Raw genomic sequence first — 25454 nt, forward strand, 5'->3', positions numbered from 1 at the left:
TTTTTTAAAATTACACAAAAAGAAAGCGAGGCCCTATCCCGACTTCGGGATGATGGCCCCGCCTCGCGCTTTCGTTTACAATACAATGTTACTCGTTCCAGTACACTGTTGCTCTATTTAACGGGGTTAGCCGTTATTATTTTTGGATTGTTGCTACAGCACCGGCGCCTACTGTACGTCCGCCTTCACGAATAGAGAACTTAGTTCCTTCTTCGATAGCGATCGGAGCGATCAGGGATACAGTAACTGTGATGTTGTCGCCTGGCATTACCATTTCTGCGCCTTCTGGCAGGTTGATGATGCCTGTTACGTCAGTTGTACGGAAGTAGAACTGAGGGCGGTATCCTGTGAAGAACGGCTTGTGACGGCCACCTTCTTCTTTAGTCAGGACATAGATTTGAGCTGTGAACTCAGTGTGCGGTTTAACCGAACCTGGTTTCGACAGAACTTGTCCACGCTCGATTTGAGTGCGGTCAACACCACGCAGCAGCGCGCCGATGTTGTCGCCGGCTTGAGCGGAATCCATCAGTTTACGGAACATTTCTACGCCCGTAACAACGGATTTCTTGGACTCTTCAGCGATACCAACGATTTCGACTTCGTCACCGATCTTAACTGTACCGCGTTCGATACGGCCAGTTGCTACCGTACCACGGCCAGTGATCGAGAATACGTCCTCGACTGGCATCAAGAAAGGCTTCTCAGTGTCGCGCTCTGGAGTTGGGATGTACTCATCGATGATGTTGAACATTTCAACGATCTTTTGAGCCCATTCGCCTTCAGGGTTTTGCAGCGCTTCACGAGCGGAACCTTGGATGATTGGAGTGTCGTCGCCTGGGAAGTCATATTCGCTCAACAGGTCACGTACTTCCATTTCAACCAGTTCCAGAAGCTCAGCGTCTTCAACCATGTCGCATTTGTTCAGGAATACGACGATGTAAGGAACGCCTACTTGACGGGACAGAAGGATGTGTTCGCGAGTTTGTGGCATTGGGCCGTCAGCTGCGGATACAACCAGGATCGCTCCGTCCATTTGTGCCGCGCCAGTGATCATGTTTTTAACATAGTCGGCGTGACCTGGGCAGTCTACGTGTGCGTAGTGACGAGCTGGAGTTTCGTATTCAACGTGTGCTGTCGAGATCGTGATACCACGTTCTCTTTCTTCCGGAGCCTTATCGATTTGGTCAAACGCGATTGCAGCACCACCATAAGTCTTCGACAGAACAGTTGTGATTGCAGCAGTCAGAGTTGTTTTACCATGGTCGACGTGACCAATAGTACCAATGTTAACGTGCGGCTTATTACGCTCAAATTTAGCTTTTGCCATTTGAAACAGTTCCTCCTTAATATAGAAAAATTATTGGGTTAAAATCAATCCGGATGATGAGGTCTCGTAAGATTCCATCATCCGGCGGTGAAAACGAGGATTACTCCCCTGCTTTCGTTTTCGATACGATTTCTTCAGCGATGCTCTTCGGAACTTCTTCATAGTGAGAAAGCTCCATCGAGAATACGCCGCGTCCTTGCGTACCCGAACGCAGAGTCGTCGAGTATCCGAACATTTCGGAGAGAGGTACCTTCGCACGGATAATTTGAGCACCGCTGCGGGAATCCATACCTTCGATACGGCCGCGGCGGGAGTTCAGCATACCCATAACGTCGCCCATGTACTCCTCAGGCACGGTTACTTCGACTTTCATGATTGGCTCAAGCAGGACAGGCTTACACTTTTCCTTCGCTGCTTTAAGCGCCATCGAACCGGCGATTTTGAACGCCATTTCGTTGGAATCGACATCATGATAAGAGCCGTCGACGATTGTCGCTTTAACGTCTACCAGCGGGAAGCCCGCGATAACGCCGCTCTTCATTTGTTCTTCGATACCTGCAAGTGCCGGTTGAACGTATTCGCGTGGAACGGAACCGCCGACAACTTTGCTCTCGAACTGGCTGCCCGTACCCGGCTCCAGCGGTTCGAATTCAACCCATACGTGACCGTATTGACCGCGACCACCGGATTGACGTACGAACTTGCCTTCTACGCGAGCCGGTTGACGGAAAGTTTCGCGGTAAGCTACCTGTGGTTTACCCACGTTGGTTTCTACCTTAAATTCCCGACGCATCCGGTCGATAATGATATCAAGGTGGAGTTCGCCCATACCTGCCAGAATCGTCTGGCCTGTTTCTTCGTCCGTATGGGCACGAAGGGTTGGATCTTCCTCGGTGAGCTTGCTCAGAGCCACGCCCATCTTATCTTGGTCAGCCTTGGTTTTCGGCTCAACCGCGATTTCGATAACCGGGTCAGGGAAGTTCATCGATTCCAGAATAACCGGGTTCTTCTCATCACACAGTGTATCACCTGTGCCCGTATCTTTCAAACCAACTGCTGCCGCGATATCGCCCGAATAAACGATGCTGATTTCTTGACGGCTGTTGGCGTGCATTTGCAGGATACGACCGATCCGCTCACGTTTGCCTTTCGATGCATTCAGCACGTACGAACCGGATTGAAGCGTACCGGAGTACACGCGGAAGAACGTAAGTTTACCCACGTAAGGGTCTGTCATGATTTTGAAAGCAAGTGCGGAGAACGGCTCTTCATCCGAAGAATGACGAACAGCTTCCGTACCGTCTTCAAGCGTACCCAGGATTGCAGGAACGTCTGTTGGAGCTGGCAGATAGTCAACAACTGCGTCCAGCATCAGCTGAATGCCTTTGTTTTTGTAAGAAGATCCACAGATAACCGGGAAAATCTTAACATCGACGACGCCTTTACGCAGGCCGGCTTTGATCTCATCAACTGTGAGTTCTTCGCCTTCCAGGTATTTCATCATCAATTCTTCGTCCAGTTCCGAAACTTTCTCGATCAGAGTAGAGCGAAGTTCTTCGACTTGAGCCAGATATTCTTCCGGAATGTCGACAACTTCGATATTTTGACCCAGATCGTCTTTGTACATATGAGCTTTTTGCTCAACAAGGTCAATGATACCTGCAAAGTCATTTTCAGCGCCGATTGGCAACTGAATCGCTACCGCATTGGCTTGAAGACGCTCGCCCATATCTTTAACAACGTTAAGGAAGTCCGCACCGATAATGTCCATTTTGTTGACGTATGCGATCCGAGGAACGCCGTAACGGTCAGCCTGTCTCCATACGGTTTCCGACTGAGGTTCGACACCTTCTTTGGCACTGAATACGCCTACTGCCCCGTCCAATACACGAAGGGAACGTTCAACTTCAACTGTGAAGTCAACGTGTCCCGGAGTATCGATGATATTGACGCGGTAACCGTGCCACTGAGCGGTCGTAGCGGCGGAAGTAATCGTGATTCCGCGCTCCTGCTCTTGTTCCATCCAGTCCATTGTCGCTGCGCCATCGTGTACTTCACCGATTTTGTGCGTAATGCCTGTGTAGAAAAGAATCCGTTCCGTAGTTGTCGTTTTACCAGCGTCAATATGCGCCATGATACCGATGTTACGTGTATTTTTCAAGGAGAATTCTCTTGTCATGAATGGGATTCTCCCTTCAAAATTCGTTATTGAATGCTAAGCCGAAATCCTACCAGCGGTAGTGAGCAAACGCTTTGTTCGCTTCAGCCATTTTGTGCGTGTCTTCGCGTTTCTTCACGGATGCACCAGTGTTGTTCGATGCATCGATGATTTCAGCCGCCAGACGTTCTTCCATTGTCTTCTCGCCGCGATTGCGGGAGTAGTTAACGAGCCAACGGAGACCGAGAGCTGTACGTCTTTCTGGCTTAACTTCGATCGGTACTTGATAGTTCGCACCGCCTACACGGCGAGCTTTAACTTCAAGAACTGGCATGATGTTTTTGATTGCAGCTTCAAATACTTCCATCGGGTCATTGCCCGTACGTTCCTGAATCAATTTGAACGAGTTGTAAAGGATGTTTTGAGCTACACCGCGTTTTCCGTCGATCATGATGCGGTTGATCAGACGAGTAACCAGTTTGCTGTTGTACACCGGATCCGGCAGTACGTCTCTTTTGGTAACTGGACCTTTGCGTGGCATGGATATCCCCCTTTCTCCGATAGTTGAACGCCCTCAGGCGCTCAAATTAATTTTTCTTTTCTTTTGGACGCTTAGCGCCGTATTTCGAACGGGCTTGCATACGTCCGTTTACGCCTGCAGTATCAAGAGCACCGCGAACGATATGGTAACGTACACCCGCCAAGTCTTTTACGCGACCTCCGCGAACCAGCACTACGCTGTGTTCTTGCAGGTTGTGTCCGATACCCGGAATGTAAGCAGTCACCTCGATACGGTTCGTCAGACGAACACGGGCATACTTACGAAGCGCGGAGTTCGGTTTACGTGGAGTCATTGTACCTACACGAGTGCAGACACCGCGTTTTTGCGGAGCGCTCAGGTTTGTTTCTTCACGTTTCAGTGCGTTGAAACCCTTTTGCAGTGCTGGGGATTTCGACTTCACGACTTTCGCTTGACGTCCTTTGCGGACGAGTTGGTTAATAGTTGGCATTGTCATTGCCACCCCCTTCCCATATTGGTAAACATCCTTGTTACAAACCGTCTCCTCAAGCCCACAGAGCCAGGTGGTTCATAAAAGAACAAATGAAAGTTTTTGCCCCAAGCGCTTAACGCTCCTGAAACAAAAACGTTCTCACACAGTTATGTCTTTCTCACTTCAGAACCGCAACCATCGCCGCGCCGACTTCGATTCCGCATGCCTTGCCAAGCTCTCGCATGGTTTCGACTTCGGTGATCTTCACGCCGGACTTCACGCACAGCGATGTGATCTTTGCGATCATCCGCTGATCTGCGTCCATGGCTACATAAACTTCGGAAGCTTCTCCAAGTTCAACCGCTCGCACGGTTTGCTTGGTGCCGATTTTAACATGAGCATCCTGAAGTCCTTTATCATTAGACATTCGGCATATCCTCCAAAAGACAGGATTACAACAACCTGCTCACGCACCTTTGCTATATTAGCACCTGGCAGAACAGTATGTCAAGCACAGAATGCAGGGTTTCCAGAAAGATTTCTCTTTCCTTCCACCCCGGTTCCGTTGCTCCGTAACGACTTATTCAGTCGTTACGGGCTCCAAGGATTCTTCTCCGCTATCCGCGCCTTCCGGCTCTTCAAAGCGGATGTTGCGATAACGGCTCATACCAGTACCGGCAGGGATAAGCTTACCGATCAGTACGTTTTCTTTCAGGCCGAGCAATTGGTCGACTTTGCCTTTGATGGCTGCGTCGGTAAGCACGCGCGTTGTTTCCTGGAAGGAAGCTGCCGACAAGAACGAATCGGTTTCCAGCGACGCTTTCGTGATACCCAGCAGGATCGGTTTGGCTACAGCCGGATCCTTACCGCTCAGGATGACGTCTTTATTCGCCTTCTCGTATTCGTGCATTTCCACGAACGAGCCCGGCAGCAGCGTCGTATCGCCTGCATCGACGATGCGGATTTTGCGCAGCATCTGACGAATCATGACTTCGACGTGCTTGTCGTTAATTTCTACGCCTTGGTTCCGGTATACGCGCTGAACTTCCTGAAGGATGTAGTTCTGCACGCCGCGGATGCCCTTGATGCGCAGCATTTCTTTAGGGTCAATCGAACCGTCCGTCAACTCGTCCCCTGCTTCAATGGTCATGCCTTCGCGAACGCGCAGACGGGAACCATAAGTAACAGCGTACGTTTTGCTTTCAGCCTCGCCTTGAACTTCGATTTCGCGACGATCTTTCGTTTCGCGAATCTCTTTCACGACACCGTCGATTTCGCTGATCGTGGCCTGACCTTTAGGGTTACGGGCCTCGAACAACTCCTGGATACGCGGCAGACCTTGCGTGATATCGTCGCCGGCAACGCCGCCGGTGTGGAACGTGCGCATGGTGAGCTGGGTTCCCGGTTCGCCGATCGATTGGGCAGCGATAATGCCGACTGCTTCGCCGATTTCGACGTGTTTACCCGTAGCCAAGTTGCGACCGTAGCACTTTTTGCACACGCCATGACGCGCGCGGCAGCTGAGTACGGAGCGGATTTGCAGTTTTTCGACGCCGGCTTTGACGATTTCTTCGGCTTTGTCCGAAGTAATCAGTTCGTTGCGGCGCGCAATGATTTCATTCGTTTCCGGATGACGAACAGTTTCGAAGCAGTAACGGCCTTCAATACGGTCGTACAGATCTTCGATAACTTCTTTACCGTCCTGGATACGGCTAACCATAAAGCCTTTATCCGTTCCGCAGTCGTCTTCGCGAACGATAACGTCTTGGGCTACGTCAACCAGACGACGGGTCAGATAACCCGAGTCGGCGGTACGAAGCGCGGTATCGGCCAGACCTTTACGCGCACCGTGCGTAGACAGGAAGTATTCGAGGACCGTCAGGCCTTCGCGGAAGTTCGACTTGATCGGGAGTTCGATGATCCGACCCGACGGGTTGGCCATCAGACCGCGCATTCCGCCCAGCTGGGTGATCTGCGATTTGTTGCCCCGGGCCTTGGAATCGACCATGAGCATGATGGAATTATAACGATCCATGGATTTCATCAGAATGTCACTGATTTGATCCTTGGCGTGCGACCAGATTTCGATAACGCGGTCATACCGTTCTTCGTTGGTAATCAGACCTCGGCGATATTGATTCGTAATCACCGAAACCTTCTTGTCCGACTCTTCCATCAGCGCTTTTTTCTCCGGCGGAACGACGACGTCGGATACAGCTACGGTTACGCCCGAACGAGTCGAGTACGTGAATCCGAGCTGTTTGATTTCGTCGAGGATCATCGAAGTTTGAGTCGTCTGGTACACTTCGAAGCAACGTCCGATGATGTCGCCCAGGTACTCTTTACCGATCCCCTTCGTTTGCGGAGCGTTCATGATGCGGTCGGTGACGTTCTCCCCTTTTTCATAGATGAAGAAGTCTTCGGCCACGCCGTCGAACAGGTTTGCACGGGTTGCATCGTTGATATACGGGAAGCTTGCCGGGAAAATCTCGTTAAAGATAATCCGACCTACCGTCGTAATCAACATTGCATCCTGTTGTTTTTCGGTAAAGCTTGTTTTATTGAGAGCTCTGACCGGAATCGCCACGCGAGCGTGGAGTTCGGCCGTGCCACGCTGATAAGCGGACACTGCTTCATTAATGTTACGCAAAATCATACCTGCGCCCTGGGCTTGGTTGTTGTCCATCGTCAGGTAATACGTTCCGAGGACCATATCCTGCGAAGGGGTAACGACCGGCTTGCCGTCTTTCGGGTTCAGGATGTTACCGGAAGCGAGCATCAGGATGCGAGCTTCGGCTTGTGCTTCCGCGGACAGCGGAACGTGCACGGCCATTTGGTCGCCGTCGAAGTCGGCATTGTATGCCGTACATACGAGCGGGTGAAGGCGGATTGCTTTACCTTCGACCAAGATCGGTTCAAACGCTTGGATACCGAGACGGTGAAGCGTAGGGGCACGGTTCAACAGAACCGGATGCTCTCTGATCACTTCTTCGAGCACATCCCAAACTTCAGCGCTTACGCGCTCAACTTTGCGTTTTGCACTCTTGATGTTGTGAGCAAGGCCTTTGTTGACCAGTTCCTTCATCACGAAAGGTTTGAACAGTTCCAACGCCATTTCCTTCGGAAGACCGCATTGGTACATCTTCAGGTTTGGACCTACGACGATAACGGAACGGCCGGAATAATCGACCCGTTTACCGAGCAAGTTCTGACGGAAACGTCCTTGTTTACCTTTAAGCATATGGCTGAGGGATTTGAGCGGACGGTTACCCGGACCTGTAACGGGACGGCCGCGACGGCCGTTGTCGATCAGGGCGTCTACCGCTTCCTGCAGCATGCGCTTTTCGTTTTGGACGATGATGTCCGGTGCTCCCAGATCAAGCAGTCTTTTCAGACGGTTGTTCCGGTTGATCACGCGGCGATACAGATCGTTCAAGTCGGATGTCGCAAAACGACCGCCGTCGAGCTGTACCATCGGGCGCAGTTCCGGCGGGATGACCGGAAGCACATCAAGGATCATCCAGTCCGGATTGTTGCCCGAACTCTTGAATGCTTCGATGACTTCCAGACGTTTGATCGCCCGGCTTCTGCGTTGTCCCTGCGTCGTGCGGAGTTCCTCTTTGAGGAACTCCAATTCTTTATCGATGTCCATGTCCTGAAGGAGTTTTTTGACGGCTTCAGCACCCATGCCGGCGTGGAATCCGTAGCCGTACTTTTCACGGTAGCTGCGGTATTCTTTTTCCGACAAGAGTTGTTTTCTCTCCAAAGGCGTTTCGCCCGGATCGGTTACGACATAAGAAGCGAAGTAAATGACTTCTTCGAGCGAGCGCGGCGACATGTCCAGCGCCAGTCCCATACGGCTCGGAATTCCTTTGAAGTACCAAATATGGGAAACTGGAGCAGCCAACTCAATGTGGCCCATCCGTTCGCGACGAACTTTTGCACGGGTAACTTCAACGCCGCAGCGATCGCAGACAACGCCTTTGTAACGTACCCGTTTGTATTTGCCGCAATGGCATTCCCAGTCTTTGGTCGGTCCGAAGATCTTTTCGCAGAAAAGACCTTCTTTCTCCGGTTTGAGCGTACGATAGTTGATCGTTTCCGGCTTTTTCACTTCGCCACGGGACCAAGAACGAATCTTGTCCGGCGAAGCGAGCCCGATCTTGATAAACTCGAAGTTGTTTACATCCAACAAGGAGCAACCCTCCCTATATGCGGTTCCTGATTTTTAAAACTTATTGTTCCGCGGTAACTTCCGATCCCTCAAGGTTGAGGCCCAGCTTGTCGCCGCCGGTTGGTTCTTCCTCGTCATCCAGTTCCTTCATTTCGATCTCGTTCTCGTCTTCACCCAGGATTTTGACATCCATGCCCAAGCTTTGCAGCTCTTTGATCAAGACTTTGAACGCTTCCGGTACGCCCGGTTCCGGCACGTTCTCGCCCTTAACGATCGATTCGTACGTTTTCACGCGACCAACCACGTCATCGGACTTCACGGTCAGGATTTCTTGCAACGTATAAGCTGCGCCGTAGGCTTCAAGCGCCCATACTTCCATCTCGCCGAAACGCTGTCCGCCGAACTGGGCTTTACCGCCCAGAGGCTGTTGCGTAACGAGCGAGTAAGGGCCCGTGGAGCGGGCGTGGATCTTGTCGTCGACCATGTGCGCGAGCTTGATCATGTGCATGACGCCGACCGTAACTTCGCGCTCGAAGCGCTCGCCGGTACGTCCGTCGTACAGCACGGTCTTGCCGTTGCGCTGCATGCCGGCTTCTTCCATCGTGTCGAATACGTCGTATTCGTTCGCTCCGTCGAATACCGGAGTCGCGACGTGGATGCCGAGACGTTGTGCCGCCATACCCAGGTGGACTTCCAGGATTTGTCCGATGTTCATCCGCGAAGGTACGCCCAGCGGGTTCAATACGATCTGAACCGGCGTTCCGTCCGGCAGGAACGGCATATCTTCTTCAGGCATGATACGCGATACGACACCCTTGTTACCGTGACGTCCGGCCATCTTGTCGCCTTGGGAGATTTTACGTTTCTGTGCGATATAAACACGTACAAGCTGATTAACGCCCGGTGGCAATTCGTCGCCGTTTTCACGCGTGAAGACTTTAACGTCTACTACGATTCCGTCTGTACCGTGAGGTACGCGCAGGGAAGTATCGCGAACTTCGCGAGCCTTCTCGCCGAAGATCGCATGCAGCAACCGTTCTTCCGCAGTCAATTCAGTCACGCCCTTAGGCGTAACTTTACCAACCAGGATGTCGCCGGCAGCGATTTCCGCGCCGATGCGAATAATACCGCGATCGTCGAGGTTCTTCAATGCTTCTTCGCCGACATTCGGAATGTCGCGCGTGATTTCTTCAGGCCCCAGCTTCGTGTCGCGCGCATCGGATTCGTATTCTTCGATATGGATCGAAGTGTATACGTCTTCCTTAACGAGTTTTTCACTCAGCAGGATCGCATCCTCGTAGTTGTAACCTTCCCAAGTCATGAAGGCTACGACAACGTTGCGGCCCAGAGCCAATTCGCCCATTTCGGTCGAAGGGCCGTCTGCCAGGATGTCGCCTTTTTTCACAATATCGCCTGCGCGAACGATCGGACGTTGGTTGATGCACGTGCCTTGGTTCGAACGCATGAATTTGTGTAATTTATAAGTGACCAAGTCGCCTTTGACTTCTTGGCCGTCGACGTTCTCGACGCGGCGCAACGTGATTTCGCTGGCTGTCGAACGTTCGATGTAACCGTCATGTTTCGCTACGATACATACGCCGGAGTCCTTCGCCGATTTGTGTTCCATGCCGGTACCTACGAGAGGAGCCTTGGGAATCAGCAGAGGTACGGCCTGACGCTGCATGTTCGATCCCATCAGTGCGCGGTTGGAGTCATCGTTCTCAAGGAACGGAATGAGCGCCGTCGCGACGGATACGACCTGTTTCGGCGAAACGTCCATGTAGTCGACGCGATCGCTCGGCATCGGCAGGATGTTGTCGGCCTGTTTGTTGTAACGAACGATAACCATGTCATCCGCGAAGGCATCATCTTCAGTCAGCTGGGCGTTTGCCTGAGCGACTACGTAGTTGTCTTCTTCGTCGGCTGTGAGGTAATCGATATGCTCGGTCACTTTGTTCGTCTTCGGATCGACGCGACGATACGGCGCTTCGATGAATCCGTACTCGTTAATCCGCGCAAACGTGGACAAGGAGTTGATCAGACCGATGTTCGGTCCTTCCGGCGTCTCGATCGGGCACATCCGGCCATAGTGACTGGCGTGAACGTCTCGAACTTCGAAACCAGCGCGTTCGCGCGTCAAACCGCCGGGTCCGAGTGCGGACAGACGACGTTTGTGCGTCAGTTCGGCCAAAGGGTTCGTCTGGTCCATGAACTGGGAGAGCTGCGAGCTGCCGAAGAACTCCTTAATGGATGCGATAACCGGACGAATGTTGATCAGAGCCTGAGGCGTGATCACGTTCGAATCCTGGATCGACATCCGCTCGCGCACAACGCGCTCCATGCGGGACAGACCGATACGGAATTGGTTTTGCAGCAATTCGCCTACGGAACGCAGACGACGGTTACCCAAGTGGTCGATGTCGTCCGTGTCGCCGATGCCGTGCAGCAGGTCGATGAAGTAACTCACCGATGCGATGACGTCGGCAGGCGTGATGTTTTTAACCGACTTGTCGATCAGACCGTTGGCGATGACTTTAACGACTTTGCCGTCTTCGATCGGAGAGAACACGTCGATCGATTGCATCGGAATATCGTTAGCTTCAAGCACGCCGCCGGCAACATGATACGTCTTCACACTGTGTTCGCTTTCCAGATAAGGCAGGATCTCGTCGAGGAGACGACGGTCTACCATTTGGCCAGCTTCCGCGATGATCTCGCCGGTTACGGTGTCAATCAGCGTTTCGGCAAGCTTCTGGTTGAACAGACGGTTCTTAATATGAAGCTTTTTGTTGATCTTGTAACGACCTACATTGGCGAGATCGTATCTCTTTGGGTCGAAGAAGCGAGCAACCAGCAAGCTTTTCGCGTTATCCAGTGTAGGAGGCTCACCCGGACGCAGACGCTCGTAGATCTCGATCAGAGCTTTCTCTGTCGAATCCGTGTTGTCTTTGTCGAGGGTGTTGCGGATATACTCGTCATTGCCGAGCAAATCCAGAATTTCGGCATCGCTGCCGAAACCAAGCGCACGCAGCAGTACCGTTACCGGAATTTTCCGGGTACGGTCGATTCGAACGTAAATGATGTCTTTCGCGTCCGTCTCAAGTTCAAGCCATGCACCGCGGTTCGGGATTACAGTTGCGCTATATGCTTTCTTTCCGTTTTTGTCCACTTTATTATTGAAGTAGACGCTTGGAGAGCGAACCAACTGACTGACAATAACCCGTTCCGCACCGTTTATGATGAACGTACCGGTTTCGGTCATCAGCGGGAAGTCGCCCATAAATACTTCCTGCTCTTTGACTTCGCCCGTTTCCTTGTTAATCAGGCGGACTTTCACACGAAGCGGTGCCGCGTAAGTTACATCACGCTCTTTGGCATCGTCTGTCGTGTATTTCGGCTCCCCGAGGCTGTAATCGATAAATTCCAGAATCAGATTTCCGGTAAAGTCCTGGATTGGCGAAATGTCGTGGAACATTTCCCGAAGGCCTTCCTCCAGGAACCATTCATACGATTTCTGTTGAATCTCGATCAGATTCGGAACTTCGAGCACCTCATGAATCCGCGAATAACTCCGCCGAGTGCGTCGACCATATCGAACAAGATGTCCCGTCAACTATACTCACCCCTCAATGTCTACTCAACTTTAGGCACTTTTTGGATGAAAAATGCCGAGTTTAAAAATTCCATTGCAGCCCTTACTTTGAATCACGTATAATGAATTCAAAACGAGCATACCCCTTACATGCAGAAAAGCCCTTATCGAGTTATTCGAAAAAAGAGCGGCGCAAGAACGGGTCGTAAACCAAACTTTGCAAAATGAAACGTCGCTGCATGTCTTACACACTGTCGTCGAAAAACCCATGATAAAACCGCAACTGCATATCAAAATATGAAGCCCCAAACAAAACCGCACTTCCTTTGCTGTTTTGCGGAGCCACTCAACATTTTAATATGCTAAAGCCACGTAGGGCATTCTATACTGACATTTTATAACTATAACACGGCCAAACTCGCAGGTCAACCCCTCTTTGCCATTTTCTCAAAAAGTTCGTTTTCTGCATTAAAGACTTTTTACCGCCTTGTAAATTCGATATCCTTTATCCTTCGTAACCTCATCCACCTGTTCAAACAATTCTTCAAGTTTCGCTTTGGCCGAAGGCGCTCCCTGCTTTTTCTGAATCACGATCCACAGCGAACCTCCAGGCTTCAAGCATGCGCTTGCCTGTTCAAACAGTCGATGCACCGTCTCTTTTCCCGCACGGATCGGAGGGTTACTGATAATTACATCAAATCGTTCCTGCGATACGGCCTCAAGCAAATCGCTTTGCATTGCTTTTGCCTGCGGCACGCCATTGGCTGCTGCATTCTCGCGCGCCAGCTCAATCGCCCGTTCATTCACATCCAGCATCATAATACTTGTCGCACCCAAAATTCCTGCCGCAATACCGATGGGTCCATATCCGCAACCGACATCCAGTACAGAAGCTTTTTCCGGAATTTCCAATGCGTCAATAAGCACCCGGCTACCGTAATCGAGTCCGCTTTTGGAAAAGACGCCGGCATCCGTCACCAATCGAACCTTTTTGCCACGCAGCTCGACTTCAATCGTTCTGCGATCATGTTCGGCGGCAGGACGGTTGGTATAGTAATGATCCGACATTTGCTTCAACCCCTTTATCATTGATCGAAGACTTACGCGCTTTTCACGAGTTTTCGAGAAACGCACCAAATAAGAGAAAAGACCCCCGAAGCAGGATAACTTCGAGGGTCTGCCCTGTGCAATTCTTTATTGAAAAGAAATTACTTAACTTCTACTGCAGCGCCAGCTTCTTCAAGCTTAGCTTTGATCGACTCAGCGTCTTCTTTAGAAGTTTTTTCTTTGATTGCTTTTGGAGCGTTGTCTACAACTTCTTTCGCTTCTTTCAGGCCAAGACCTGTAATTTCGCGAACAGCTTTGATAACGTTGATCTTCGAAGCGCCAGCGCTTGTCAGAATAACGTCGAACTCGGATTGTTCAGCTTCTGCTGCTACTGCGCCGCCTGCTGCTGCTACTGGAGCTGCTGCAGTTACGCCGAATTCTTCTTCGATTGCTTTAACCAGGTCGTTCAGTTCCAGTACAGTCATGCCTTTGATGGCTTCAAGAATTTGCTCGTTGCTCATGATTGAACCTCCATTTGGGTATGTGGGATCAGCCGGTTAAGGCTGTCGATTTTGTGAAACGGGATAAAACGTTGTGCTTGAGATCGCTAAGCGACCTTAAGCGCTTTGTTGCTCGTCTTTGTCTGCAACGGCTTTGACTGCCAATGCGAAGTTGCGCATTGGAGCTTGAAGCACGCTGAGCAGCATCGACAGCAAACCTTCGCGGGAAGGCAGGGAAGCCAGTGCTTTCAGTTCGTCAGCACTTACTACGCGTCCTTCTACTACGCCGCCTTTAAGTTCCAGAGCTTCATTCGTTTTCGCGAAATCGTTCAGGATTTTAGCAGGCGCCACAGCATCTTCAGTACCGAATGCAATTGCAGTCGGTCCAGTCAGAACAGCGTCAAGGTCGCTAAGTTCAGCAGCGGCAGTCGCGCGGCGAACCAACGAGTTTTTCAGAACTTGGAACTCGATGCCCGCTTCGCGAAGCTGTTTGCGCAGCTCGGTAACTTGAGCAACGTTAAGACCACGATAGTCGACAACCACGGTCGATACGCTTTCGCGCAGTTTACCAGCGATTACGTCTACCGACTCTTGTTTGGATTGAATCACTTTTGCGTTAGCCAAATCGTACACCTCCTGTTGAATTCGAGTGAAGCGCCGAACCGCCGCAGCGGGCGATTCGGTCGCCTCCACTTTTGCCACATTCAAGTAAACTTAACGTGCGGCGCATGCAATAAGAAAAGCCTCCGCAGAAGACGAAGGCTTGACGAATCAGCAAAGCTGAAATTCTATCACACACCTCGGTAGGAAATTAAGCCCGAAAGCACCTACTGTCTACGGTAAGCATATTCAAATTTACCAGACCGTTCAGAGAACGGAATGAACAACTACTACAGTTTATCGAAAAGTTTGACGCAAGTCAACACTTTTTATTATCTGTAGGAAGTTGTGTTAACGCGAACGCTCGGTCCCATCGTTGCGGACACAGCTACGCCTTTCAGGTAAACGCCTTTTGCAGCAGCTGGCTTAGCGCGGTTCAGCGCGTCCATCAGTGCTTTCAGGTTTTCGTTCAACTGATCCTCACTGAACGACGCTTTGCCGATCGGTGCATGGATTTGGCCTGCTTTGTCCAGACGGTATTCGATTTTACCAGCCTTGATTTCTTGAACGGCTTTGGTAACGTCGAAAGTAACTGTACCTGCTTTAGGGTTAGGCATGAGGCCTTTACCGCCGAGCAGACGGCCCAGTTTACCGACTTCGCTCATCATGTCAGGCGTCGCTACGCAGACGTCAAACTCGAACCAACCTTGTTGGATCTTGTTGATCATGTCCTGATCGCCTACGAAGTCCGCTCCGGCAGCTTCCGCTTCCTTCGCTTTTTCGCCTTTTGCAAATACCAGTACGCGTTGCGTTTTACCCGTGCCGTGTGGCAGGACAACGACGCCGCGAACGGCTTGGTCTTGTTTACGCGGGTCTACGCCCAGACGTACTGCTGCTTCGACAGTTTCGTCGAATTTAGCTGTTGCGGTCTTTTTAACGAGACCTACAGCTTCAGCCGGTTCGTAAGTTGCTTCGCTGTCGAACAGCTTGGCAGCTTCTACGTATTTCTTACCGTGTTTAGCCATTGTGTATTCCTCCTTTGTGGTGTTAGCGGGTAACCCTCCCACATTATGCCGCACTTCCTGATGAGGCTCGGCTTTGGACGATGGTCAAGACTAGTCTTGAATCGTGATGCCCATGCTGCGAGCAGTACCTTCAACCATGCGCATAGCGGACTCTACGTTCGCAGCGTTAAGGTCAGGCATTTTTTGTTCAGCGATTTGACGAACTGTATCACGGTTAACCGTTGCAACTTTCTTTTTGTTCGGTTCGCCCGAACCCTTCTCGATCTTCGCAGCGACGCGCAGAAGAACTGCAGCCGGCGGAGTTTTCGTGATGAAAGTGAAAGAACGGTCTTCAAACACGGAGATCTCGACCGGAATGATCAGACCTGCTTGATCCGCTGTGCGAGCATTGAATTCTTTACAGAATGCCATGATGTTCACACCTGCTTGACCCAATGCCGGACCTACTGGAGGCGCCGGGTTGGCTTTACCTGCAGGAATTTGAAGTTTCACCATTTTAATAACTTTCTTTGCCATTGAGAAACACCTCCTTGCGTTAATTAAATCTTCTCGACTTGCGTGTAATCCAGTTCAAGCGGCGTTTCGCGCCCGAACATGTTGACGTGAACCTTCAGCTTGCTTTTCTCGAGCAGAATTTCTTCCACTGTTCCGACAAAGTTAGCAAAAGGACCCACTTTGATGCGCACGGATTCCTTCAGATCGAATTCGATCTTCGGTTTCGGTTCGGACATGCCCATATGCTTCAGAATTTGTTCTACCTCTTCTGGAAGCAAGGCTGTCGGCTTGGAACCGGAACCCGTTGAACCTACAAATCCCGTGACGCCGGGCGTGTTGCGAACAACATACCAAGAATCATCGGTCTGGATCATTTCCACCAAGACATAACCCGGATAGACCTTACGCATGACGGTTTTTTTCTTGCCGTCTTTGTCGACCACTTCTTCTTCCATAGGAACAAGAACCCGAAAAATCTTGTCTTCCATGCCCATCGATTCTACGCGTTTTTCCAAATTGGCTTTGACTTTGTTCTCATACCCGGAATAGGTATGAACGACGTACCATCTTTTTTCCATATCAAGCCACCTACAGGCCTTTCCTTAAATTATCGCTTCAATCGCATAGGAGAGTCCGATGTCGATTACCCAAAAGAATACAGCCATCACAACAATCGTTCCCAAAACAACAAGCGTGTAATTGGTCAGTTCTTTGCGATTGGGCCAGCGAACCTTTTTAAGTTCAGCCCAGCTTTCAGAGAAAAAGGAAAACATAGACTTGAAGCTTTTTTTCACGCCCATGACACCTCCAACTAACTATCTGGTCTCACGATGAGGAGTTTGCGAGTTACAGTACTTGCAATACTTCTTCATCTCCATGCGGTCAGGGTGATTACGTTTGTTTTTCATCGTTGTATAGTTGCGCTGTTTGCATTCTGTGCACGCCAACGTGATAATAACCCGCATAGATTTACACCTCCCGAAGATATCCTTCAATCAAGAAGAACTCGTATTGAGCCTAAAATCATGATTTTAGGCCTACCTAAAACACTTTAGCATAGCCGGTATAGGCTGTCAACGAAAAACTACAGCAACTTGGCCGCGCGTTTCCTGTTCTTCTTTTTATGATCCATGTGCTTTAAAAAGAAAAAGGCTCCGATGCCGGAGCCTCAGGCTGTCGAGAAACTCTCGATAGCCTTTCTTTATGTCTATTCTGTTTATGACGACACCGCGTTAATGTTGTATAATAGAAGTACCTTTTAACGAACGGATGGTGTTCTCATGTTGCGTCCAAATCGAGAAAAACAACAAGCCTACGAACTCGTTTCGATTGAAGATCTTGTGCCCGAAAACCATATGCTGCGCAAGATTGATCGGTATATCGATTTCTCTTTCATCGATGCAAAGGTCCGTCCTCTTTATTGCGAAAACAACGGTCGTCCGGCCATTGACCCGACGGTTCTCTTCAAGATGATTTTCCTGGGTTATTTTTATGGCATTCGTTCCGAACGCCAGCTGGAACGCGAAGTCCAAACGAATCTGGCTTACCGTTGGTTTCTCGGGCTTGGCTTAACTGACAAAGTGCCGGACTCTTCCACGATTAGCTGGAATCGCCGAACACGCTTTAAGGAGACGACAATTTTCCAGGACATTTTCGATGAGATTGTGCTGCAGGCCATGTCGCACAAGATGGTAGGTGGACGTGTTTTGTTCTCGGATTCGACCCACGTCAAAGCGAGCGCCAACAAACACAAGTACACGAAGCAAGAAGTGCTGCAAAACACAAAAGACTACCTGGACGAGCTGAACACTGCTGTCGAAGCCGACCGAAAGGCGCATGGAAAAAAGCGCTAAAACCACGAGAGGAGGTGGAAGAAACCAAAGAAGTGAAAGTGAGCACGACCGATCCGGACAGTGGCTACATGGTGCGTGATGGAAAGCCAGAAGGCTTTTTCTACCTGGACCACCGCACGGTTGATGGGAAGTACAATGTGATTACCGATGTGCATGTGACGGCTGGAAATGTGCATGATTCCGTACCGTATTTGACGCGCCTGGACCGGCAGCGTGAGCGATTCTCGTTTCAAGTGGAAGCCGTGGCGCTGGATGCCGGTTATTTGACGAATCCGATTTGCCGAGGACTTGAAGAACGACAGATTTATGGCGTGATTGCCCACCGAAGATTCCAGCCTGTAAAAGGTCTATTTCCGAAAGCCAAATTCCGCTACAATGTCGACGAGGACCACTACACCTGTCCAAATGGGCAAGAGTTACCGTACCGAACAACCGACCGACAAGGGTACCGCCAGTACGCCTCCGACCCCAAGCTCTGCCAAGACTGTCCATGGCTTCAGAGCTGTACACGCTCGGCGAACCGACGAAAAGTGGTGACCCGGCACGTCTGGGAAGACAGTAAGGAAAAGATGCGGGAAAACCGGCTGAGCCGCTCGGGCAAGCAGCTGTACCGCAAACGAAAAGAGACGATTGAACGAAGCTTTGCAGATGCGAAAGAGCTGCATGGGTTTCGTTATTTCAGGTTGCGCGGACTTGCGAATGTGACGGAGCAGGCACTCCTGACCGCCGCCGTGCAGAACATGAAGAAGGTGGCGAACCACCTGGACCGGCAGGCCAAACAGGCCTAACCGGCCTGCTTGGCCTGCCGGCCGAGGAAAAAAGAGTCACGAGACGCAAAAGAAACCCAACTCTCTATGAGGAGAGCTGGGTTTCTCGACATTCTGAGGCTCCGATGCCGGAGCCTTTTTCGCCCCGTTTCGAAGGCGTTTTCTCTGTATATGTAACTCGGCGCGCGGACGACCGTTTCAAACCTGGTCCCGGACTTCCAAATAACGTTCCAACTTGCGTTTAACCCTCTGAAGGGCGTTATCGATCGACTTGACATGCCTGCGCAGATCAACGGCAATCTCCTGATAGGATCGCCCGTCCAAATACAACATCAACACCTGACGTTCCAACTCGCTTAAAATTTCCGACATTTTGTCTTCCAGTCCGCTAAACTCTTCCCGGTTGATAATCAACTCTTCCGGGTCCGATGCCTGCGATACGCAGATGACATCGAGCAGCGTGCGATCCGAATCCTCTTCGTAAATCGGCTTGTCCAACGAGACGTACGAATTCAGCGGAATATGCTTCTGCCGAGTCGCGGTCTTGATCGCCGTAATAATCTGACGGGTAATGCACAGCTCGGCAAAAGCTTTGAACGACGCCAACTTATCGCCCCTGAAGTCGCGGATCGCCTTATACAGTCCGATCATGCCTTCCTGGATGATATCTTCGCGATCCGCGCCGATCAAGAAATACGACCGCGCCTTCGCCCGGACGAAATTCCGATACTTGTGGATCAGATATTCCAGCGCTTCGCTGTCGCCCACGCGAACCGCTTCCACAAGTTCTTCGTCGCTCTGGAAATCGTAAGGTGAAACGATGACGTCTTTGAGATCTACACTCACCAGCAATCCCTCCGGCCGCGGCGCAAGTTTCGAGCCTGTTGTAAAAGTTAGCCCCAGTATATATTATGTCACCTAACACCGTCAACCGCATAACGCCCAAAAGAGGGTCATAGTGCCGAATAATTCCTTTTTGTACACCGACTTGTAAAAAAACGCTTACTTTTGCGGCATGTCGGCACATTGACCGCGCCGGGACGCGGCCGGCGCATGCACCGATTCATTGCCGCCGCCAGCGTTCGAATAACCGAAGCTGCTCGGGCGTCAGCTTGCCGTCAATGGTGTTTCGGCTGCCCCGCTGCGCCTGTTCGGCAATTCTTTTTCCGATTTCGCGCTCACTTTGTTCCACTTCCGTCAACAGCTCAAGCGCAGGCATTCGCAGCGCGCCCTGCGCAAAAGCCACGCTTTGCTCCACAAAATCGCTTGTTGCCACGTATACGCTGCGCCGTTTGCCTTTGAGCTGCGCGGCAAAACGCTCGACCGCTTCGTCCGCCGTCTCTTTTTCCTTCGTAAAGTAGACTTCGACCTTGCCCTGCTCGAACGATTTGCCTTTGCCCGGAATCCGGTAAGCATCGAACACTGCAATGACCCGACGTCCCGTGAAAGCTTGATAGTCCGCAAGGCGCTCGAGTAATCGGTCGCGTGCCTGATTCATATCGATTTGCGACAGCGAAGCCAGTTCAGGCCACGCTCCGATCATGTTGTAGCCGTCCACCAGAAGCACATCCCGCAAATCGGCCATAAGCGAATCTCTACTTTCTGCCGCTGCGCTGGCGCAGCACTTCGTACATGACCACGCCTGCGGCCACGGAAGCGTTAAGCGAGTTGATCCGTCCCTGCATCGGCAGCTTGATCAGCACGTCGCATTTTTCGCGGACAAGCCGTCCCATGCCTTCGCCTTCGTTGCCGATGACAAGCGCGAGCGGTCCTTTGAACACATCCGTATCGTAAATCTCGCCTTCGGCCCGCACGTCCGTACCCGCGATCCATACGCCCGCTTCTTTGAGTTTTTCCATCGTTTGCGCCAGATTGGTCACACGCGCAACCGGAACATACTCCGCCGCGCCTGCGCTCGTTTTCGATACGGTCGCGTTCACCTGAGCCGAACGGCGCTTCGGAATAATGACGCCGTGCACGCCCGTGCAGTCGGCCGTGCGCAGAATCGAACCCAGGTTATGCGGATCTTCGATCTCGTCCAAAATGATCAAGAACGGATCTTCGTCCTTTGCCGCCGCGGCGGCAAGCAGGTCTTCGACTTCCGCATATACGTAAGGAGCCGCTTGCGCGACTACGCCCTGATGCTGAATCCCCGGCACGAGCGTGTCCAGCTTGCGCTTGTCCGCGGTCTGTACCACGACGCCCCGGTTTTTCGCTTCGGTCAGGATCGGCTGCATCTGCTTTTGCTGCGCGCCCTCCGCGATCCAAATTTTATTGATGCTGCGTCCGGCTCTAAGCGCCTCGGCGACCGAGTGCTTGCCGGCAATCAATTCTTCTTCCATGCTATTCGTTCCCTTCTTCGGACGATGCGGATGTTAATCATCGCCATTCGAATTTATCGTTTATTCCTGATCCGATTCTTGCGGCGCATCAGGCTCAAGTCCTCTGCGAATCAACTCTTCCAGACGTCCGACCCGGCCGCTGTAGTACAAATAACCGGCCAAGCACTCCAGCCCCGTTGCATGCCGGTATTCGAGCACGTCGGCATTTTTGGGCACGGAACCGGACTTGGCATTGCGGCCTCGGCGAACCATGTCCGCTTCCTCTTCCGTCAGCAAAGACTCGATACGGAAAAGCATGCGGGCCTGCGCGCCTGCCGATACGAATTTCGTCGCTTCGCGATGCAAATGATGGGGTCTCAAGTTACTGTGTCCGATCAGATACTGGCGAATCGCCACCTCGAATACAGCGTCACCGATATAGGCAAGGACGAGCGGCGGCAGCAAACCCGGCGGCTTGGACGGCGGATAGTCGAAAAGAAGCCCGTTTGGCAAAACGGCTTTCACCGCGTATTCTGCTTCCTCAGCTATCTGAGATTCTTCGTTGACAGCGTCTGTTCCCGTCCCTTTTTCATTCTCGTGTTCGGTCATGTTATTTTCTCCGCCATCTCATGCCCTGCGGCGTATCTTCGAGGAGGATTCCCTGTTCAGCCAGCAGATCGCGGATTTCGTCGGAGCGGGTCCAATTTTTCGTTTTGCGGGCTTCGACGCGTTCGGCAATCAGTGCTTCAACTTCCTCGTCGAGCAGTTCCGAACCCGGCTCGGACGCAATACGAAGTACCGCATTCATTTTGCGGAAAGCGTCGAGCAAGGCTTCAAGATCCGCTTTGATTACCACCTCTTCGCGCAGCACGCGGTTCGTTTCGTTTACCCACTCGAAGATGGCCGTCACGGCATCCGGCGTATTGAAGTCGTCATCCATTTTTGCATAAAAATCGTTCAGTACCGCTTCCAGCTTGCCGCGCAGTTCTTCGCTGACGGCATTCGCCCCTTGAGTTGCCGCTCCGAGACGGTGGTGAACCGCACCTACGGCATTCTCGATCCTTTCCACGCTGTTCAGCGCCTGCTGCATGTTGTCTGCGCTGAAGTTGAGCGGGTTACGGTAATGCGTCGAGAGAACGAAATAACGCAAAGCTTCTTTTTTATAACGTCCGCGCAGATCCTGCACCGTAATCCCGTTGCCGAGCGACTTGGACATTTTCTCGTTATCGATATTGACGTAGCCGTTATGCATCCAATAGTTGGACAACGCATGGCCGGTCACGCATTCGGATTGGGCAATCTCGCACTCATGGTGAGGGAACTGCAAATCCTGCCCGCCTCCGTGAATATCGAGCGTATCACCCAGGTAACGTCTTGCCATCGCCGAGCACTCGATATGCCAGCCCGGACGTCCCGCTCCCCAAGGGCTGTCCCAAGAAATCTCGCCCGGCTTCGCGCCTTTCCAAAGCACGAAATCTTCCTGGTTTTCTTTGCGCGCGTCGACTTCGATCCGGATGCCGAACTGAAGCTGCTCCAGGTTTTGACGCGACAGTTTGCCGTATTGTTCAAAGCTCGATGTGCGGAAATACACGTCGCCGCCGCTCGGGTAAGCATGGCCGGTGTCCACCAATTCGCCGATAAAGGCAATAATGTCGTCCATATTCTCGGTTACGCGCGGATTCAACGTGGCCTTGGCCACGCCCAATCCTTCCAAGTCCTCGTAGTACGCCGCAATAAACTTCTCCGCCACTTCAGGCACGGTCGTGTTCATCGCTTCCGCTTTGCGGATCAGTTTGTCGTCGACATCCGTGAAATTCACGACATAATTCACTTCGTACTTCCGGTCTTCCAGATAAGCTCTGACTACGTCGAAAAAGATAACCGGACGCGCGTTTCCGATATGGATGTAGTCGTATACGGTCGGGCCGCACACGTACATATTCACCTTACCCGGATTCACCGGCACGAACTTTTCTTTTTCCCTTGTCATTGTATTGTAAATTTGCAGCGTCATTTTTCCACGTTCCTCTCATCGTCAAACGTTCTACTTTTACTGGGTATCTCCGTTGCCGGCGGCGCGCTTCGGCTCTCCGTACGCGTCCCGGCGCACCGTCTCCAACTCGCGTTGAAGCTCGCCGATCTGGCGTCTAAGTTCGCAAATCGCATCGTGCGAAGGATCAGGCATCTGATGGCTGAGCCGATCGACTTTGCGTCCATGCTGCCTGACGATCTGTCCCGGAATGCCGACCACCGTGCTGTTGGGCGGCACTTCCTTGAGCACGACGGAGTTCGAACCGATGTTGCTCTGATCCCCTATCGTAATAGAGCCGAGCACTTTCGCTCCCGAACCGATGACCACGTTGTTGCCGATCGTCGGGTGCCTCTTTCCTTTTTCTTTACCCGTGCCGCCGAGCGTGACGCCTTGATAGACGACGACATCGTCGCCGATCTCGCACGTCTCGCCGATCACGACGCCCATTCCGTGGTCGATGAACAGTCGATTGCCGATCGTCGCGCCCGGATGGATTTCAATCCCGGTGAAAAAGCGGCCTACCTGCGACACGAACCGAGCCAACGTGAAACGCCGCCACTTGTACAGCTTATGCGCCACCCGGTGAGCCCAAATCGCATGCAAACCCGAATAGGTGAATATGACTTCAAACATGCTTCTTGCCGCCGGATCGTTGTCGAATACCGCACGGATATCGGACTTCATCGATTTGAACATCACGCTTCCTCGCTTCCATTGCCCAAAAATAAAAACGCCTCTGTAGCATCGTTATGCTACAGAGGCGTTCGACCGCGGTTCCACTCTGCTTGAACGTCCCGTTGCGGGAAATCCATCTTCTTCAAGTCCGTAACGGGGACGAATCGGCGGACTCTAGCCCACGGCCGAAAAACCATGGGTTCGAATTCGCAGCTCCCAGGCGCATTTCCGTCTGCCTCTCCGGACGACTTCCAGCTCCGCGCCCCGGCCCGATTGGGCTGTTGGCGTTCGGCCGTCCTCTCTGGGGATGCGGCGTACGACGTACTTCTCCTGTTCTTCGCTATAGAAATATTCGATTAATGACGGTATGGGATAGATCTTGTTTAGCCATTATAAACGAATCGGTGCGGTCTGACAATCATTTGCGGTCGCGTTACGCCGTTTGAGCTTTGAGCCGCTCGATCACGGTCTCTTTTCCGAGCAGGTAGATCGTCTGGTTCAGGTCGCGCCCGTGCATCTGTCCCGTCAACGCGACGCGAATCGGCATAAACAGCTGCTTGCCTTTGATGCCGTTCTCCTTCTGGACTTCTTTGATCAGCGCGGCCATGCGTTCCGGCGTGAACTCGTCGGAAGCTTCAATCTTCGACAGGAACGCACTAAGCGCTACCGGCGCTTTTTCATCCGCGAGCACTTCGCGTTCTTCGTCGCCGAATTCGATGTCTGTACGGAAGAATACCTCGGACAGGTTCACGATATCCGAAGCGGCATTCATCTGCTCCTGGTAAAGCGCCACAAGGCGTTGCGCCCAGTCCTGCTGCGCCGCATCCAGCGTCGCCGGCAGAAGACCCGCTTTTTGCAGATGAGGAATAGCCAAATCGGCGATCCGCTGCGAATCCGCGTTTTTGATGTAATGGTTGTCGATATGCGCCAATTTGTTCGGATCGAACACGGCCGGGCTTTTCGACAGACGATTCGCATTGAAGATCGAGATCAGCTCTTCGCGACTGAAGATTTCTTCCTCGCCTTCCGGCGACCAGCCGAGCAGCGCGATAAAGTTGAACATGGCTTCCGGCAAGTAACCGAGTTCTTCGTATTGCGCGATAAACTGAATAATCGACTCGTTGCGTTTGCTGAGCTTTTTGTGATCGTCGCCCACGATCAGCGTCATATGACCGAAGCGCGGCGGCTCGAAGCCCAGTGCTTCATAGATCATCAGCTGACGCGGCGTGTTGGAGATATGGTCTTCCCCGCGCAGCACGTGGCTGATTTTCATCAGGTGATCGTCGAGCACGACCGCGAAGTTGTACGTCGGAATCCCGTCGCGCTTCACGATGACGAAATCGCCCGTGTCTTCCGTCGTAAACGAAATTTCGCCTTTGACCATATCGTCGAAAGTATACGTTTTGTTCTCCGGCACGCGGAAACGCACGCTCGGTACGCGACCTTCGGCAGCAAACGCTTCGCGCTGCTCTTGGGTCAGGTTACGGTGCTTACCGGAGTAGCGCGGCGTTTGGCCTGCGGCCATCTGCTCTTCGCGCTCTTTTTCCAATTCGTCTTCCGTGCAGTAGCACAGGTACGCCAACCCTTTGTCGAGCAGCTCCTGCCAATATTTTTTATAAATGTCCAGACGCTCGGTTTGACGGTAAGGTCCATATTCTCCGCCGACGTCGATGCTTTCGTCCCATTCGATGCCCAGCCATTTCATGTATTTCAACTGGCTTTCTTCCCCGCCGGCCACGTTGCGTTTCACGTCGGTGTCTTCGATGCGGACGATGAATTTACCGCCTTGGTTGCGTGCGAATAAATAGTTGAACAGAGCCGTTCTGGCATTGCCGATATGCAAATGCCCGGTCGGGCTCGGTGCATAACGTACGCGTACTTCCTGTGTCATGATTG

The 25454-nt window shown here is 51.9% G+C and carries 23 protein-coding genes, 1 pseudogene and 1 other annotated feature; of the genes and pseudogenes, 2 read left to right on the top strand and 22 right to left on the bottom strand.

Going from position 1 to position 25454, the window contains the following annotated elements; all coding sequences use genetic code 11:
- Positions 1 to 136: 136 nt before the first annotated feature.
- From tuf to rpmG, 15 genes are all read right to left on the bottom strand, one after another.
- On the bottom strand, positions 137 to 1327 hold the full coding sequence (gene tuf, locus SACSAC_RS26460; protein ID WP_037291589.1) for an elongation factor Tu: 1191 nt from the start codon (positions 1325 to 1327) through the stop codon (positions 137 to 139).
- A 100-nt stretch (positions 1328 to 1427) separates the two neighbouring features.
- Complete coding sequence (gene fusA / locus SACSAC_RS26465; RefSeq protein ID WP_037291591.1) at positions 1428 to 3506, bottom strand: elongation factor G; 2079 nt, start codon at positions 3504 to 3506, stop codon at positions 1428 to 1430.
- A gap of 49 nt (positions 3507 to 3555) precedes the next feature.
- Positions 3556 to 4026, bottom strand: a complete 471-nt coding sequence (gene rpsG, locus SACSAC_RS26470; protein WP_018978372.1) for a 30S ribosomal protein S7 — start codon at positions 4024 to 4026, stop codon at positions 3556 to 3558.
- A 46-nt stretch (positions 4027 to 4072) separates the two neighbouring features.
- Positions 4073 to 4495 carry a 30S ribosomal protein S12 gene (gene rpsL, locus SACSAC_RS26475; protein WP_026293957.1) on the bottom strand — a complete coding sequence of 141 codons (423 nt, stop codon included), beginning with the start codon at positions 4493 to 4495 and terminating at the stop codon, positions 4073 to 4075.
- Between the two features lie 160 nt (positions 4496 to 4655).
- The gene (locus SACSAC_RS26480) at positions 4656 to 4904 is read right to left on the bottom strand and encodes a ribosomal L7Ae/L30e/S12e/Gadd45 family protein (protein WP_037291593.1); all 249 of its coding nucleotides are present in this window, start codon (positions 4902 to 4904) and stop codon (positions 4656 to 4658) included.
- Positions 4905 to 5057: 153 nt separating this feature from the next.
- Entirely contained in the window at positions 5058 to 8672 is a 3615-nt protein-coding gene (gene rpoC / locus SACSAC_RS26485) for a DNA-directed RNA polymerase subunit beta' (protein ID WP_037291596.1), read from the bottom strand.
- A gap of 40 nt (positions 8673 to 8712) precedes the next feature.
- Entirely contained in the window at positions 8713 to 12264 is a 3552-nt protein-coding gene (rpoB, locus tag SACSAC_RS26490) for a DNA-directed RNA polymerase subunit beta (RefSeq protein WP_037291599.1), read from the bottom strand.
- 447 nt (positions 12265 to 12711) lie between these two features.
- Entirely contained in the window at positions 12712 to 13311 is a 600-nt protein-coding gene (locus SACSAC_RS26495) for a class I SAM-dependent methyltransferase (protein ID WP_037291602.1), read from the bottom strand.
- A gap of 140 nt (positions 13312 to 13451) precedes the next feature.
- Positions 13452 to 13811, bottom strand: a complete 360-nt coding sequence (rplL, locus tag SACSAC_RS26500) for a 50S ribosomal protein L7/L12 (RefSeq protein WP_037291604.1) — start codon at positions 13809 to 13811, stop codon at positions 13452 to 13454.
- Between the two features lie 96 nt (positions 13812 to 13907).
- Positions 13908 to 14414: a 50S ribosomal protein L10 gene (gene rplJ, locus SACSAC_RS26505; RefSeq protein WP_037291606.1), complete on the bottom strand. Its 507-nt coding sequence runs from the start codon at positions 14412 to 14414 to the stop codon at positions 13908 to 13910.
- A 103-nt stretch (positions 14415 to 14517) separates the two neighbouring features.
- Positions 14518 to 14648: a sequence feature (ribosomal protein L10 leader region), on the bottom strand.
- Positions 14649 to 14722: 74 nt separating this feature from the next.
- Positions 14723 to 15415, bottom strand: coding sequence for a 50S ribosomal protein L1 (gene rplA / locus SACSAC_RS26510; protein ID WP_037291608.1), 693 nt, complete (start codon positions 15413 to 15415; stop codon positions 14723 to 14725).
- Positions 15416 to 15505: 90 nt separating this feature from the next.
- The gene (rplK, locus tag SACSAC_RS26515; protein ID WP_037291610.1) at positions 15506 to 15931 is read right to left on the bottom strand and encodes a 50S ribosomal protein L11; all 426 of its coding nucleotides are present in this window, start codon (positions 15929 to 15931) and stop codon (positions 15506 to 15508) included.
- Between the two features lie 23 nt (positions 15932 to 15954).
- The gene (gene nusG, locus SACSAC_RS26520) at positions 15955 to 16488 is read right to left on the bottom strand and encodes a transcription termination/antitermination protein NusG (RefSeq protein WP_037291613.1); all 534 of its coding nucleotides are present in this window, start codon (positions 16486 to 16488) and stop codon (positions 15955 to 15957) included.
- Positions 16489 to 16512: 24 nt separating this feature from the next.
- Positions 16513 to 16704, bottom strand: coding sequence for a preprotein translocase subunit SecE (secE, locus tag SACSAC_RS26525; RefSeq protein ID WP_026293958.1), 192 nt, complete (start codon positions 16702 to 16704; stop codon positions 16513 to 16515).
- Positions 16705 to 16725: 21 nt separating this feature from the next.
- Positions 16726 to 16875 (bottom strand): 50S ribosomal protein L33, encoded by a 150-nt coding sequence (rpmG, locus tag SACSAC_RS27835; RefSeq protein WP_083923737.1) that lies wholly within the window; start codon positions 16873 to 16875, stop codon positions 16726 to 16728.
- Between the two features lie 390 nt (positions 16876 to 17265).
- Between rpmG and SACSAC_RS28550 the strand changes: the two genes are divergently transcribed.
- The gene (locus tag SACSAC_RS28550) at positions 17266 to 17763 is read left to right on the top strand and encodes a transposase (RefSeq protein WP_483826426.1); all 498 of its coding nucleotides are present in this window, start codon (positions 17266 to 17268) and stop codon (positions 17761 to 17763) included.
- A pseudogene (locus SACSAC_RS28555) lies at positions 17715 to 18551 on the top strand (IS1182 family transposase); the annotation flags it as partial. The gene SACSAC_RS28550 and the pseudogene SACSAC_RS28555, both read left to right, overlap by 49 nt.
- 177 nt (positions 18552 to 18728) lie before the next feature.
- Here SACSAC_RS28555 and sigH read toward each other — a convergent pair.
- From sigH to gltX, 7 genes are all read right to left on the bottom strand, one after another.
- A complete protein-coding gene (gene sigH, locus SACSAC_RS26540; RefSeq protein WP_037291618.1) occupies positions 18729 to 19376 on the bottom strand; it encodes an RNA polymerase sporulation sigma factor SigH in 648 nt (215 codons plus the stop codon).
- Positions 19377 to 19593: 217 nt separating this feature from the next.
- Complete coding sequence (locus SACSAC_RS26545; RefSeq protein ID WP_037291620.1) at positions 19594 to 20115, bottom strand: NYN domain-containing protein; 522 nt, start codon at positions 20113 to 20115, stop codon at positions 19594 to 19596.
- 10 nt (positions 20116 to 20125) lie between these two features.
- Positions 20126 to 20872, bottom strand: coding sequence for a 23S rRNA (guanosine(2251)-2'-O)-methyltransferase RlmB (rlmB, locus tag SACSAC_RS26550; protein ID WP_037291622.1), 747 nt, complete (start codon positions 20870 to 20872; stop codon positions 20126 to 20128).
- 60 nt (positions 20873 to 20932) lie between these two features.
- On the bottom strand, positions 20933 to 21460 hold the full coding sequence (locus tag SACSAC_RS26555; protein ID WP_084778374.1) for a Mini-ribonuclease 3: 528 nt from the start codon (positions 21458 to 21460) through the stop codon (positions 20933 to 20935).
- A gap of 1 nt (position 21461) precedes the next feature.
- Positions 21462 to 22865, bottom strand: a complete 1404-nt coding sequence (gene cysS / locus SACSAC_RS26560; protein WP_037291624.1) for a cysteine--tRNA ligase — start codon at positions 22863 to 22865, stop codon at positions 21462 to 21464.
- A gap of 36 nt (positions 22866 to 22901) precedes the next feature.
- Positions 22902 to 23579 carry a serine O-acetyltransferase gene (gene cysE / locus SACSAC_RS26565; RefSeq protein ID WP_037291626.1) on the bottom strand — a complete coding sequence of 226 codons (678 nt, stop codon included), beginning with the start codon at positions 23577 to 23579 and terminating at the stop codon, positions 22902 to 22904.
- Between the two features lie 412 nt (positions 23580 to 23991).
- Positions 23992 to 25449, bottom strand: a complete 1458-nt coding sequence (gltX, locus tag SACSAC_RS26570) for a glutamate--tRNA ligase (RefSeq protein ID WP_037291627.1) — start codon at positions 25447 to 25449, stop codon at positions 23992 to 23994.
- Positions 25450 to 25454 lie beyond the last annotated feature (5 nt).

Source organism: Saccharibacillus sacchari DSM 19268 (genome assembly GCF_000585395.1).
GTDB lineage: Bacteria > Bacillota > Bacilli > Paenibacillales > Paenibacillaceae > Saccharibacillus > Saccharibacillus sacchari.